Raw genomic sequence first — 13,405 nt, 5'->3', positions numbered from 1 at the left:
GTATGTGGTTTTGGCGTGGATCTGACACCGTCAATCGAACAATTTCCCCCAGCCCTTTACGGTTCCGGGGGGAAATCCCATCATCTGCAGTGCTTTCCAGATGACGACTGACACTGAATCGTACAGGGGGATGCCGGTCTCGCGCTCCAGGGCGTCCGCCAGATGCGCGGCACGCAGGTTCGTGCACATGACGGTCATGGCGTCCGGGCCGGATTGGGCGATGGTTCGCAGCAACCGCGCCAGCGTGTCGGGTTCCACGAGCCCGAATTCATGATTGACCGTCAACCCGAGGTGCGCCTCGTGCGGGCACTCTATCCCCATGGCCCGGTAGTTGCCGATGATGAGCGCCTGTACTTCATCGATGTAGGGCGATACGAGTCCCAGCGTCCGAACGCCAGTGCGCTGCAGCAGTTCGTTCAGGGCCAGGACCGAGGTGGTCGCGGGGATCCCTGTTTCCCGTTCGATGGCGCGGCAAAGCGCGATGTCCTGTTCGACCCCGAGCCAACTCGCGGCCGTCCCGCTCCAGCAGATGACGCTGACCTTGGCGTCGGCCAGCAGTCGGGCTGCTTGCAGGATGGTGGCTATGTCGAATTGGCCCACCGACTGCCGCCGCATGGAGATCTCTGTCACCGTAAAGCGCGAGAAGTGGGCCGAGACACCGTCGACTCCCGCTACGATCGCGCTGGTCAGCGGCTCCAGTGCGGTATTCGAGGACGGCGTCAGGACCCCGATGAATTTTCTGGTTGTCATGCGCGGCCTCTCAGATGGGGATCTTCTTGTCGTAGTCGATCAGCAGCGTCGAGGCGAGCAGGAGTCCGAGGCCAGCGCCGGTGAACATCATGAGAGCGTAAAAATATGAACCGGTGTTCTGGACGATCAGGCCGACGATGATGGGCACTCCGATGCCGGCGACGTTGCCGCCGAGGTTCATGAACCCGCCCAGGAAACCAACCCGCCGCCGGGTGCCGATGATGGACGGGATCGCCCAGAAGACTCCGCACCAGCGCAGGAAGAACAGCGTGGCGGACAACAGGGCGACGACGGCGATGGGATTCTTTACTTCGGACACGCTGAAGATGGCAATCGTGGCAAGGATGGACGCGATCCCGAACAACGTTCGCAGGACTCGCCCCTGGCGGCCGCCCGCGCTGATCCATTTGTCGGCGATCCAGCCTCCCACGAGTTCACCGATGAAGCCGGCGAAGAACATGATGAAGACCGCTCCACCCATTTCCTTGATGTTGAAGCCGTGCACTGCGGCCAGGTAGTTCGGCATCCAGGTCAGCAGCCCGTAGAAGAGAGTATTGAAGAACATCCAGCCCAGGAACATGCCCCAAACGGAACGGTACGCGAGAAACTGGATCAGGCTTCCCCCGGACGTGTCCGGCTCCAGGGCTGCGTCGGCGGCGTGGGCGGATTCGATATATTCGGCTTCCGCATCGTTGACGTCCGGGTGCTGCCGCGGATGATCGCGGATGACGCGCCAGGCCAGCCAGCCCGCGAACATCGTTCCGACACCAGCGACGATAAAGGCCAACCGCCATGATCCGAACCAGCCGATCAGTGCCGAAATCACGAGGGCTCCCAAGGCGGACCCCAGTGGGGCGCCGCCGTCCAGCAGGGTGGCACCCCGGCCGCGTTCGGTCTGCGTCATCCAGATGCCGTTGAGCTTGCCACCGGCGGGATAAATGGGGGCCTCGGCGGCACCCAGGCCCAGACGGGTCGCGGCGAGACTGATCCACCCCGTGCAGACGCTGGCGATGGCCTGGAACAGGCCCCATCCTATCGTTGCCCCCACGATCGTTTTCCGGGGGCCAAAGCGGTCGGCCAGCATCCCGCCGGGGATCTGCATCAACGCATAAGTCCAGAAGAACGAGCTCAGCAGAATTCCTTGGGTCGCGGGACTGATCTCGAAGTCCTTGGAGATCAGAGGCATGGCGACCGAAATCGAGGCGCGGTCGATATAGTTGATCGAAATCAGCAGCAACATCAGTAGAAAGATGTGCCACCGGACTCGGGTGGGCTCAGCGGCCCCCGAGAGGGCGCCGGCGCTTGCCGGCAACGTGGTTGCTGCTTTATCCATGATTGTCTCCGTCGTGTGCGTCCAGGTGGACGCCCCTCTTGACGGTGCCATCGTACCCTTCTGTTTTCCTTGTCCAAATAAGTGTTTACACTAGTGTCAACAATAGTGTTGAGAAAATATCATCTCGGCTGTGGATCGTGCGAAACGGCTTTGCACGATCGAAAGCCGGAACGGAGCTACCGTGGATTCACCATACGATTTGCTGATTGCGAATGCCGAAGTCGTCACCGCCTCGGACCGCTTTGTGGCGGACATTGGCATCCTGGACGGAAAAATCCAGGCCCTGGGACGTGGCTTGGGCGCCGCCCGGGAAACCATTGATGCACGAGGCCTGCTCGCGCTCCCGGGCGGGGTGGACGCCCACTGCCATCTCGATCAGCCGCAGCAAGTGGGCCGAATGGCCGACGACTTCAAGTCGGGGTCGCGGTCGGCCGCCTGCGGCGGTACGACGACGATCATCCCCTTTGCGGCACAGATGAAAGGCCAATCGTTGCGGGCGGCGGTGGAAGACTATCATCGGCGGGCCGCCGACAAATCATGTCTGGACTACGCCTTCCACATGATCATCACGGATCCAACGCCTGAGGTCCTGACTCGGGAACTGCCTGGTCTGATCCAGGAGGGCTACACCTCGTTCAAGGTCTACATGACTTACGACGATCTGAAGCTCAACGACAGGCAGATTCTGGATGTGCTGGACGTCGCCCATCAGGAGGGTGCGCTGGTCATGGTGCATGCCGAGAATTCCGACTGCATCGGCTGGCTGACGGACCGCCTGACGGGCAACGGCCACACCGCGCCAAAGTACCATGCCGTATCGCGGCCGCAGGCCGTGGAGCGCGAGGCCACACATCGGGCGATCACCTTCTCGGAGCTCGCGGATGTGCCGATCCTCATTGTCCACGTGTCGGGCAGCGAGGCCATCGAACAGATCCGTTGGGCGCATGGGCGCGGCCTGCGGATCTTTGCCGAGACCTGCCCGCAGTATCTCTATCTGACGGCGGCGGACCTGGACGTGGATGGCTACGAAGGGGCGAAGTGTGTGTGCAGCCCGCCGCCGCGCGATCCGGCGAACCAGGAGGCGGTATGGCGAGCGCTTTCCCACAACGTCTTCTCGGTGTTTTCGTCGGATCATGCGCCGTATTCGTACGATGATCCGGACGGCAAGAAGCCGCACGGACACGAGCAGCACTTCCACCATATCCCCAATGGCATTCCCGGGCTCGAGACGCGCCTGCCGCTGCTGTTTTCAGGTGGCGTCGTGGGCGGTCGCATCAGCATCCACCAGTTCGTGGCGCTTACCGCGACGCAGCCTGCGAAGCTCTATGGGATCTATCCGCGCAAGGGCTCCATCATGGTCGGCGCCGATGCGGACATTGCGCTCTGGGATCCCACCCTGCAGGTCACGATCCGCAACCAGCGCTTGCATCACAACGTGGACTACACCCCCTACGAGGGGATCGATGTGACGGGTTGGCCCATCATGACGTTTTCCCGTGGACGCCTGATCAGCAAGTCGTTCGACTTTTTGGGCCAGGCGGTCGCGGGTCAGTTCATCCGCTGTGGCAAGCCGATACTTTCGTTCTGACCGGATTCCAACGGACCCTATACCCTGGCCACGTGCAGCAGGTTCGTGCTTCCGCTTCGGCCGAAGGGCAGCCCGGCGATGACGATGATGGTGTCGCCGGGGCCGGCCAGCCCCGAGTCGCGGGCGCTGCGGGTCGCGCAGGCGATCATCTCGCTGGATTCCTGAAGCTGCTCGGGGAAGTGGATCGGCCGCACGCCCCACGCCAGCGCCAGGCGCCGCGCCGTGGCAAGCTCCGGCGTCAGCGCCAGGATGGGCGTGGTGGGCCGTTCCCGGCTCGCGCGCAGCGCGCTGAAGCCTGAGGCCGTGTAGGCGACCGTGGCGGCGGGTTGCAGCAGTTCCGCCACATTACGCAACGCGTAACAGATGGCCTCGGGGATGGTGGGTTCGGCGCCGCTGTGAGTGGCATCCAGGCCAGTTCGCCAGCTCGGGTCGGACTCCACCTCGCGGATGATGTGTTCCATGATGGTCACGGCTTCGACGGGATACTGGCCCGATGCGGACTCGGCCGACAGCATCACGGCGTCCGCGCCGCTGTAGACGGCAGTGGCTACGTCCGAGGCCTCGGCCCGCGTGGGCACCGGGGAACTGATCATGGATTCCAGCATTTGGGTTGCCACGACCACGGGTTTGCCAGCGGCGCGGGCGCTGCGCACGATGCGCTGCTGCAGCACGGGGACGCGCTGCGGCGGGAGTTCCACGCCCAGGTCGCCGCGCGCGACCATGATGCCGTCGGCCTCCTCGACGATGGCGCTCAGGTGCTCGATGGCGGCGGGCTTCTCGAGCTTGGCCATGATCCAGGCGCGCTTGCCCACCAGGCTGCGGGCTTCAATGATGTCTTCCGGGCGCTGGACGAACGAGAGTGCCACCCAGTCCACGCCCAGCGACAGGCCGAATTCCAGGTCGTCGCGGTCCTTGGCGGTCAGCGGTGAAATCGGCAGGATCACGCCCGGCACGTTGACGCCCTTGCGGTCCGACAGCGGCCCGCCCACTATCACCGTGGTCTCGGCGAAGTCCGAGCCGTGGCGGTCGACGTGCAGGCGCAGCTTGCCGTCATCCAGCAGCAGGTCGGTGCCGTCTTCCAGCGCCGCGAAGATTTCCGGGTGAGGCAGGTTGGCGCGCGCGGCATTGCCGTCAGCGGGGTCCAGATCCAGGCGGAAGGCCTGTCCGGGTTGCAGCGTGACCTTGCCGCCGATAATGCGGCCCACGCGCAGCTTGGGTCCCTGCAGGTCCATCAGAATCCCGATGGGGCGGCCGATCTCCTGTTCGATCTGGCGAATGATGCCGTGGCGCTGCGCATGGTCCTCGTGGGTGCCGTGGCTGAAATTCAGCCGGAAGACGTTGGCGCCGGCCAGCGCCAGCGCGCGGATCTGCTCCGGGCTGGAACTGGCGGGCCCCAGCGTCGCCAAGATGCGTGCGCGTCGTTCGGTCGTCATGGTGGTATGTCTCCTGCGCCCCGGCTCACAAAACCAGGAAGGCGCGAAAATCGTTCACGTTGGTCAGTGTGGGGCCCGTGATCAGCGAGTCGCCCAGGCGCTCGAAGAATCCATGCCCGTCGTTGTTGTCCAGGTGGGTGCGCGGCGGCATGCCCGCAGCCCAGGCGCGAGCCAGCGTGTCTGGCGTGATCAGTGCGCCGGCGATCTCTTCCTGGCCGTCGACTCCGTCCGTGTCGCCCGCCAGTCCGTAGACGCCCGGTGCGCCGTCCAGGGCGATGGCGGCGGACAGCAGGCACTCCACGTTGCGCCCGCCTCGGCCCTGGCCGCGCACGGTCACGGTGGTTTCACCGCCCGACAGCAGAACGCAGGGCGGCGCGATGGGCTGTCCATGGGCGCGCGCCTGCAGGGCGATCCCGGCTAGAACCTTGCCCACGTCGCGTGCTTCGCCTTCGAGGCGGTCGCTCAGGATCAGCGGCGTGATGCCTGCCAGGCGAGCCTCGGCAGCGGCCGCTTCGAGCGCCATCTGGGGGGTTGCGATCAAGTGGGTTTCCACGCGGGCCAAGCGCGGGTCTCCGGGTTTGAGGGTCTCCCCCTCGCCGGATTCCAGCAGGTGCCGCGCGCCATCAGGCAGATCGATGCGGTAGCGGCGCACGATATCAAGCGCATCGGCGCAACGGGTGGGGTCCGCGACGGTCGGGCCGGATGCAATGTCGCAGGGCTGATCGCCCGGGACATCGGAGATCATCAGATTGACGACACGAGCGGGCGCGCAGGCGGCGGCCAGGCGGCCGCCCTTGATGCCCGACAGGTGGCGGCGCACGCAGTTCATCTCGGAGATCGTGGCGCCGGACTTGAGCAGGTCGCGGCTGATGGCCTGCTTGTCCTCCAGCGTCACGCCCAGCCCCGGGACCGGCAGCAAGGACGACCCCCCGCCCGAGATCAGGCAGACCACCAGATCGTCTTCGGTCAGCCTGCGCACCTCTTCGAACAGCAGTTGCGCTCCGACTTTTCCGGCCTGGTCCGGTACAGGGTGCGCGGCCTCCAGGATCCGGATGCGCTCACAGGGGACGTCGTAGCCATAACGCGTGACCACCACGCCCTGGAGCGGACCCTTCCATTGGCGTTCGAAGGCTTGGGCCATGGCGGCTGAGGCCTTCCCGGCCCCGATGACGATGGTGCGGCCCTTGGGCGCGGGCGGCAGAAATGCCGTCATGCAATGCTCAGGCTGCGCGGCGCGCACGGCAGCCTGAAAGAGTCGCGTCAGGAGCGCGCGGGGCTCGATCGTCATGGATCTGTCCGAAGAAAGGAAGGAAGGGCGCGAGTGCCCATACGGTACGTCACTTTACTGTCCGATCTCGTGGTTGGCGAGCAGTTCGAGCGCACGGACCATGCCGGAATGGTCCCAGGTGGCGCCGTTGTGCGCTACACAGGCGTTGAACAGTTCCTGGGCGACGGCGGTGCTGGGCAGCGACATCCCGAGCTGTTTCGCGGTGGACAGCGCCAGGTTCAGATCCTTCTGGTGCAGGTTGATGCGAAAGCCCGGATCGAACGTGCGCTTGATCATGCGTTCGCCATGCACTTCCAGGATTCGGGAGCTTGCGAATCCGCCCATGAGCGCCTGACGGACCTTGACCGGGTCGGCGCCGGCCTTGGATGCCAGCACCAGAGCTTCGCTGACGGCCTCGATGGTGAGCGCCACGATGATCTGGTTGGCAACCTTGGTGGTCTGGCCGTCGCCGTTCTTGCCGATCAGTGTGACGTTCTTTCCCATCAGGTCGAAGATCGGCTTGCAGGTATCGAAGGCTGCCTGGTTGCCGCCGATCATGATGGTGAGGCTGCCGGCCTTGGCGCCCACTTCGCCGCCCGAGACGGGGGCGTCCAGATATTCGCAGCCCAGCGCATTGATCTTGCGGGCGAATTCCTTGGTTGCCACGGGCGAGATCGAACTCATGTCGATGACGATCTTGCCTTCCGACAGGCCGGCCGCCACGCCGTTCTCGCCGAACAGCACCGCTTCCACGTCGGGCGTGTCTGGCACCATGATGATGATGATTTCGGCCGTTTTCGCGACTTCGGCGGCGTTGGCCAGCGGCTTGGCGCCCGCGTCCAGCAGGCTCAGCGGAGTCTTGCTGCGAGTATGGGTCACCAGCGTGTGGCCGCCCTTGATGAGGTTGGCCGCCATGGGGGTGCCCATGATGCCCAGACCGATGAAGCCGATAGTTGCCATGTGAATTCTCCTGTTCAGTGATTGTCGGAAGCGGTCAGGCCATCGCCTCGATCCAGCCCAGCCCGTCTTCAGTGCGCGTGGTCGGCTTGTATTCGCAGCCGATCCAGCCGTCGTAGCCGATGGCGTCGATGTGGCGCAGCAGCCAGTTGAAGTTGATTTCACCCGTCCCGGGCTCGTGGCGTCCAGGGTTGTCCGCCAGTTGCATATGGCCGATGGCCCCCAGGTGCCGGGATATTGTGTTGGCCAGCTCGCCCTCCATGCGCTGCATGTGATAGATGTCGTACTGAATCTTCAGATTGTCGGAGCCGACCTCCGCGATCAGCTCCACCGCCTGCTGGGTGTGCGACAGGTAGAACCCCGGTATGTCGAAGGTATTGATGGGTTCCATGACCAGCAGGATTCCGGCCTTCTTGAGTTCCCCGGCGGCGTAGCTCAGGTTCGCCACGAACGTGTCATGCACGGCCTGGGGGTCTGCGCCCGCGGGCGCCTTGCCGGCCAGGCAATTGACCCGGGGGCAGTCCAGCGCCTGGGCATATTCCGCAGCCTTCGCCACGCTCTGCCGGAATTCGGCGATGCGGTCGGGATGGCAGGCAATGCCGCGCTCGCCCGCCTCCCAGTCGCCCGCCGGCAGGTTGTGCAGCACCTGCACCAGACCATTGTCCTTCAGGCGTTGGGCCAGCTCATGCTTGTCGTAGGCGTAGGGAAACAGATATTCCACGCCTTTGAAGCCGGTTCTGGCGGCGGCCTGGAAGCGGGCCGGGAAGTCGAGTTCCGTAAAGAGCATCGACAGGTTGGCGGCAAGTTTTGGCATGGTCGTGAGTCTCCTTTGTTGAATGAGGTTGAAGCCTGAATGTCAGTCCAGCAGCGTGATGGCGGTCGGCGCGTCTTCCCCGTGCTCGGCCATTTCCTCGAATTCGTGGATGGCGTCGATGTCGTTGCCCATCGAAATGTTGGTCACGCGTTCCAGGATGAACTCAACCACGACGGGGACCCGGTACTGCCGGATCCAGGCACGCGCCTGCGCGATGGCCGGTTGGATTTCCTCCGTCTTCTTCACGCGGATCGCCTTGCAGCCCAGCCCTTCGGCCACCTTCACGTGATCGACGCCGTAGCCATCGGTCTCGGGCGAGTTGATGTTGTCGAAGGAAAGCTGCACACAGTAGTCCATGTCGAAGCCACGTTGCGACTGGCGGATCAGGCCCAGATACGCGTTGTTCACCACCACGTGAATATAGGGTAGATTGAATTGTGCGCCTACGGCGAGCTCTTCGAGCATGAACTGGAAGTCGTAGTCGCCGGACAGTGCCACGATCTCGTCGCCGGTCTCGGCGGCCACCACGCCCAGCGCGGCGGGAACCGTCCAGCCCAGCGGGCCGGCCTGCCCCGCATTGATCCAGTGGCGGGGGCCGTAGACGTGCAACATCTGAGCGGCGGCGATCTGCGACAGCCCGATGGTGGTGACGTAACGCACGTCTTTGCCAAACGCTTTGTTCATTTCCTCGTACACGCGCTGCGGCTTGAGCGGCGATTGGTCGAAGTGCGTCTTGCGCTGCATGGATTTTTCGCCCTTGCGTGCCCGGCATTTCCGGGCCCAGGCGCCGCGGTCGCGCAGTCGGCCGCCGGCCTTCAGTCGCCGGGCTTCCGCGATCATGAGACGCAGCGCCGCATCCGCATCCGATGCGATGCCGAAGTCGGGGCCGAAGACCTTGCCGATCTGCGTGGGATCCACGTTGATGTGCACGAAGGTGCGGCCCTTGGTATAGACCTGGGTCGAACCCGTGTGGCGGTTGGCCCAGCGATTGCCGATCCCCATCACGAAGTCGGAGGCCAGGAAGCTGGCGTTGGCGTAGCGGTGCGCGGTCTGCAGCCCGACCATCCCGGCCATGAGCGGGTGGTCGTCCGGAATCACGCCCCAGCCCATCAAGGTCGGCACCACGGGTACCCCGGTCAGCTCGGCGAATTCCTGGAACAACGCTTCCGCGCCGGAACTGAAGATTCCGCCGCCGGCCACGAGCAGCGGGCGCTCGGCGGCGTTCAGCATGGCAACCGCCTTGGCGGCCTGGGCAGGCGTGGCGGCGGGTTTGAAGACGGCGAGCGGCTGGTAGGTCTCGACGTCGAATTCGATTTCCGCCATCTGCACGTCGAAGGGCAGGTCGAGCAGCACCGGGCCTGGCCTGCCGGAGCGCATGAGGTGGAACGCCTGCTGGAGCATGTGGGGCACAAGTTCGGGCTCGCGTACGGTCACGGCCCATTTGGTCACGGGCTTGGCGATAGCTTCGATGTCGACGGCCTGGAAGGCCTCCTTGTGCAACTGCGCACGAGGCGCCTGGCCGGTGATGCACAGAATGGGAATCGAGTCGCCGGATGCGGAATACAAGCCGGTGATCATGTCCGTTCCAGCCGGGCCCGAGGTGCCCAGGCAGACACCGATGTTGCCGGGTCTGGCGCGTGTATAGCCCTCGGCCATGTGCGAAGCGCCCTCGACGTGGCGCGCCAGGATCGGGGTGAAGCCGCCGTGCTGGCGCAGTGCGGAATACAGCGGGTTGATGGCGGCGCCGGGCACGCCGAACAGGGTAGTGATGCCTTCTTTCCGCAGGACGGCCGCGGCGGCGTCCACTGCTCTCATCTTGGCCATGGTGGCTCCTGGTGTTTTGGGGGTGGGGACCCGTCGTACGGGCTTGGCGTCTGCCGGCCCCGTGGGTTCAGCAGGGGGCCGAGTCCAGAATACGGAGAAGCGTGGGACACGGGAATGCCAGGAGAGGACATTTCTGTACATACTTAAAGTATGTGTTAGCGAGTATCCTGTCAGTATTGCGGGGTCGATTTCGGCCGTGTGGCAAAGATCGCTCAGGCCCACCTTGTCGGAGAAATCCATTGAATCAAAAGCAGTTCACGGCCATTGCGGGGTAAAGGGCCTGCCATGAGCCGGTACACCGAAATACACAGTTTTGTATTGATTGCCGAACGAGGCAGCTTCGCAGCGGCCGCGCTGGTGGAGGGCGTCACGCCGGTGATCATGGGTCGCCGGCTGACGGCTTTGGAGAAGCGTCTGGGCGTGCAACTCATGCACCGGTCCACCCGCGGCCTGGTGCTGACGGACCTGGGGGAACGCTACCTGGAGAAGTGCCAGCAGCTCATCCAGGACTTCGACGAAGCCGACGCCAGCATTATGGTCCGGCGCCAGACGCTGACCGGCCATCTGGTCGTTTCGGCCCCCGCGTCATTCGGCCGTTTGCATGTGGCGCCGCATGCGCTGACGTTCCGGACGCATTATCCCGAGCTAGCGCTCTCCTTCAATTTCACGGATAGCGTGGTGGATCTGGTGCGCGAGGGTTACGACATGGCCATTCGGATCGGTGAAGTCACCGACCCCAATTACGTGGCAGTCCGCCTGTACCCGAATCAGCGTGTGGTCTGCGGCACGCCCGAGTATTTCGAACGCTACGGCGTGCCGCGCGTGCCGGAAGACCTGTCGCGTCACAACTGCCTGGCCTTCAACCTGCAGGGTGGGCAGCATCGCGGCTGGACCTTCCTGCGGGACGGCAAGCGATTCGCGGTGCGGGTCCGGGGCGATCTGGCCTGCAACGATGGCGAGCTGCTCTACCATTGGGTGCGCGCCGGGCTGGGGGTGGGCTGGCGCTCCACCTGGGAGATCCAGCGGGAGCTCAAGCGCGGCGAACTGGTCACTGTGCTGGATGATTACGCGCTGCCGGCCTACGACATCCAGGCGGTCTACCCCCAGCAGCGCTATCTGCCTGCGAAGGTTCGGTATTTCATCGATGCGCTCCGGAACCATTATCATGAGTCCGGTTACTGGGAAGGACAAGGGATATCTTGAAAACCGAACGCGCGCACGCTGCGGGCAAGCCGGCCGCTGCATCGGCCATGCGCGATGAAACGGTGCGGGCCGAACCCGGGGCCGACACGCGCCGCGGCAAACGCCTGGCGCTACTGGCCCTGGCCAGCATGGCAGTCGTGTGGGGCTACAACTGGGTGGTCCTGAAGAAAGTCATGGAATTCGTGGGGCCGTTCGATTTCTCGGCCTTGCGCAACCTGTTTGGCGCGCTGTTCCTGTTGGGCCTGCTGCTGGTGCGTAAAACCTCGTTGCGCATTCGAGCGTGGCCGCGCGTGCTGTTGCTGGGGATGCTGCAGACGGCCGCCTTTTCGGCGCTGATCCAGGTGGCGCTGTTGGAGGGTGGGGTGGGCAAGACTTCCATTCTGGTCTATACCATGCCGTTTTGGGTGATTCCCATGGCGTGGTTTGCATTTGGTGAGCGTATCCGGGGGCTGCAGTGGGGCGCGCTCAGCCTGGCGGCCGCGGGTCTGATCCTGATCCTGGAGCCCTGGCATAGGCAAGGCAGCGTCTTGAGCGAAGTGCTCGCCGTTGGGGCGGGGCTGTGCTGGGCGCTGGCCATGATCGTGACCAAGTGGATCCGCCGCGATTTCCCCATGGATGCTCTGCCGCTGACCGCCTGGCAAATGGTTTTCGGCGCGCTGGCGCTGTGTCTGGTGGCCTTGTGGATTCCGGAACGGCCGGTGGAACTGGCCCCGTATTTTTTCGGTGCCCTGATTTACAACGCTGTCCTGGCCACGGCGATTGCCTGGTTCTTGTGGATTTTTGCGTTGCAGCATCTATCGGCCGGAGTCGCGGGCATGGCGGCGCTGGGCGTGCCGGTCGTCAGTGTGATGTCCGGGTGGCTGCAACTGGGCGAACGGCCAAGCCATGTCGATCTGTTGGGGATGGTCCTGATTGCCGTTGCCCTGCTGGCGCTCAGCCTGCAGTCGGTCGGGAAGAAGGAATGATGCCCGCCGCTGAGATTCAAGACCCGAACTTTGTACCAACGAGGAATACTCATGAAATATCTCGGAGTTTGTTCGACACTGCTTGCCGGCCTGGCGAGCGTGATGTTCTCGGCGAATGCGCTGGCGGCGCAAGACGTCATCAAGATTGGTGAACTCAACAGCTACAAGAGCCAGCCGGCCTTCCTGGGACCATACAAGAACGGGATGGACCTGGCCCTGGACGAAATCAACAGGGCGGGCGGCATCGACGGCAAGCAGCTGAAGCTCATCATTCGCGACGACAACGCCAACACCGGTGATGCCGTTCGCGCCGCAGAGGATTTACTGGCATCGGACAAGGTGGATGTGCTCATGGGCACGTTCCTGTCCAATGTCGGCCTGGCCGTGTCCGACTATGCCAGGCACAAGAAGCGGTTCTTCCTGGCGAGCGAGCCGCTGACGGACAAGATCGTCTGGAAAGATGGCAATAAATATACCTATCGTTTGCGCGCTTCCACCTATATGCAGGTGGCGATGCTGGTGCCGGAAGCGGTGAAAATGCACAAGAAACGCTGGGCGCTGGTGTACCCGAACTACGAGTACGGTCAGTCTGCGGTGGAGACCTTCAAGGCGCTGATGAAGGAGGCGCAGCCGGACGTGGAATTCGTGGCTGAGCAGGCCACCCCGCTTGGCAAGATCGATGCCGCCAATGTCGTGCAGGCGCTGGCCGATGCCAAACCCGATGCGATGTTCAACGTCCTGTTCGCAACCGATCTGGCCAAGTTCGTTCGAGCCGGCACTCAGCGGAACTTCTTCAAGGGCTTGTCGGTCGTCAGCCTGCTGACCGGTGAGCCGGAATACCTGGATCCGCTGGGTGACGAAACCCCGGTGGGCTGGGTGGTGACCGGCTATCCCTGGTATGCCATCGACACCCCGGAACACAAGGCGTTCCTCAAGTCCTATGAGGACAAGTATCACGACTACCCGCGTCTGGGCACGATCGTGGGCTACACCGCCGTCAAGTCTCTGGCGGCGGGGATGAAAAAAGCGGGTTCCACCGACACGGATGCCCTGGTCAAGGCGTTCGCCGGCTTGAAGGTGGACATGCCGTTCGGCCCCATTACCTACCGCGCGATCGATCATCAGTCCACCATGGGCGCCTATGTGGGTACGCTCGCCAAGAAAGACGGCAAAGGCATCATGACCAACATCCGCTATGTGAATGGGGCCGATGTGCTGCCCCCCGACGATGTGGTGCGGACGTTGCGGCCCGCCTCCGCCCGGTAGCCGCA

11 protein-coding genes are annotated in these 13,405 nt (G+C 63.8%); 4 read left to right on the top strand and 7 right to left on the bottom strand.

From position 1 onward, the window contains the following. Nucleotides 1–30 precede the first annotated feature (30 nt). Entirely contained in the window at nucleotides 31–750 is a 720-nt protein-coding gene (locus ACVCMJ_RS10915) for a maleate cis-trans isomerase family protein (RefSeq protein ID WP_447081434.1), read from the bottom strand. A gap of 10 nt (nucleotides 751–760) precedes the next feature. Next, the gene (locus tag ACVCMJ_RS10910; protein ID WP_447082575.1) at nucleotides 761–1,990 is read right to left on the bottom strand and encodes an MFS transporter; all 1,230 of its coding nucleotides are present in this window, start codon (nucleotides 1,988–1,990) and stop codon (nucleotides 761–763) included. A gap of 274 nt (nucleotides 1,991–2,264) precedes the next feature. On the opposite strand from ACVCMJ_RS10910, the gene hydA reads away from it, so the two are divergent. Further along, nucleotides 2,265–3,671: a dihydropyrimidinase gene (gene hydA, locus ACVCMJ_RS10905; protein ID WP_447081433.1), complete on the top strand. Its 1,407-nt coding sequence runs from the start codon at nucleotides 2,265–2,267 to the stop codon at nucleotides 3,669–3,671. Nucleotides 3,672–3,688: 17 nt separating this feature from the next. Here the strand turns inward: hydA and pyk are convergent, their stop codons facing one another. The 5 genes from pyk to gcl are packed head-to-tail and all read right to left on the bottom strand — an operon-like array spanning nucleotide 3,689 to nucleotide 9,966. Then, nucleotides 3,689–5,104 carry a pyruvate kinase gene (gene pyk, locus ACVCMJ_RS10900; protein WP_447081432.1) on the bottom strand — a complete coding sequence of 472 codons (1,416 nt, stop codon included), beginning with the start codon at nucleotides 5,102–5,104 and terminating at the stop codon, nucleotides 3,689–3,691. 25 nt (nucleotides 5,105–5,129) lie between these two features. After that, nucleotides 5,130–6,392 carry a glycerate kinase type-2 family protein gene (locus ACVCMJ_RS10895; protein ID WP_447081431.1) on the bottom strand — a complete coding sequence of 421 codons (1,263 nt, stop codon included), beginning with the start codon at nucleotides 6,390–6,392 and terminating at the stop codon, nucleotides 5,130–5,132. 54 nt (nucleotides 6,393–6,446) lie between these two features. Then, the gene (locus ACVCMJ_RS10890; protein WP_447081430.1) at nucleotides 6,447–7,331 is read right to left on the bottom strand and encodes a 2-hydroxy-3-oxopropionate reductase; all 885 of its coding nucleotides are present in this window, start codon (nucleotides 7,329–7,331) and stop codon (nucleotides 6,447–6,449) included. 34 nt (nucleotides 7,332–7,365) lie between these two features. Then, a complete protein-coding gene (gene hyi / locus ACVCMJ_RS10885) occupies nucleotides 7,366–8,142 on the bottom strand; it encodes a hydroxypyruvate isomerase (RefSeq protein ID WP_447081429.1) in 777 nt (258 codons plus the stop codon). A gap of 42 nt (nucleotides 8,143–8,184) precedes the next feature. After that, on the bottom strand, nucleotides 8,185–9,966 hold the full coding sequence (gene gcl, locus ACVCMJ_RS10880; RefSeq protein WP_447081428.1) for a glyoxylate carboligase: 1,782 nt from the start codon (nucleotides 9,964–9,966) through the stop codon (nucleotides 8,185–8,187). A gap of 285 nt (nucleotides 9,967–10,251) precedes the next feature. On the opposite strand from gcl, the gene ACVCMJ_RS10875 reads away from it, so the two are divergent. From ACVCMJ_RS10875 to ACVCMJ_RS10865, 3 genes are all read left to right on the top strand, one after another. Further along, entirely contained in the window at nucleotides 10,252–11,169 is a 918-nt protein-coding gene (locus tag ACVCMJ_RS10875; protein WP_447081427.1) for a LysR family transcriptional regulator, read from the top strand. After that, complete coding sequence (locus tag ACVCMJ_RS10870; RefSeq protein WP_447081426.1) at nucleotides 11,166–12,134, top strand: DMT family transporter; 969 nt, start codon at nucleotides 11,166–11,168, stop codon at nucleotides 12,132–12,134. The genes ACVCMJ_RS10875 and ACVCMJ_RS10870 overlap by 4 nt, the downstream gene beginning before the upstream one ends. A gap of 102 nt (nucleotides 12,135–12,236) precedes the next feature. Continuing rightward, nucleotides 12,237–13,400, top strand: a complete 1,164-nt coding sequence (locus ACVCMJ_RS10865; RefSeq protein WP_447082574.1) for an ABC transporter substrate-binding protein — start codon at nucleotides 12,237–12,239, stop codon at nucleotides 13,398–13,400. Nucleotides 13,401–13,405 lie beyond the last annotated feature (5 nt).

The sequence above is a fragment of the Castellaniella sp. UC4447_H14 genome (assembly GCF_052978285.1).
Note: the sequence above shows the minus strand (reverse complement) of the source record. Positions and strands in the feature narration are given on the sequence as shown.

Excerpts from the sequence above, each read along its gene's own strand:
- ACVCMJ_RS10915 (WP_447081434.1), bottom strand. The coding sequence starts at position 750 with ATGACAACCAGAAAATTCATCGGGGTCCTGACGCCGTCCTCGAATACC.
- ACVCMJ_RS10910 (WP_447082575.1), bottom strand. The coding sequence starts at position 1,990 with ATGTTGCTGCTGATTTCGATCAACTATATCGACCGCGCCTCGATTTCG.
- pyk (WP_447081432.1), bottom strand. The coding sequence starts at position 5,104 with ATGACGACCGAACGACGCGCACGCATCTTGGCGACGCTGGGGCCCGCC.
- ACVCMJ_RS10895 (WP_447081431.1), bottom strand. The coding sequence starts at position 6,392 with ATGACGATCGAGCCCCGCGCGCTCCTGACGCGACTCTTTCAGGCTGCC.
- ACVCMJ_RS10890 (WP_447081430.1), bottom strand. The coding sequence starts at position 7,331 with ATGGCAACTATCGGCTTCATCGGTCTGGGCATCATGGGCACCCCCATG.
- hyi (WP_447081429.1), bottom strand. The coding sequence starts at position 8,142 with ATGCCAAAACTTGCCGCCAACCTGTCGATGCTCTTTACGGAACTCGAC.
- gcl (WP_447081428.1), bottom strand. The coding sequence starts at position 9,966 with ATGGCCAAGATGAGAGCAGTGGACGCCGCCGCGGCCGTCCTGCGGAAA.
- ACVCMJ_RS10875 (WP_447081427.1), top strand. The coding sequence starts at position 10,252 with ATGAGCCGGTACACCGAAATACACAGTTTTGTATTGATTGCCGAACGA.
- ACVCMJ_RS10865 (WP_447082574.1), top strand. The coding sequence starts at position 12,237 with ATGTTCTCGGCGAATGCGCTGGCGGCGCAAGACGTCATCAAGATTGGT.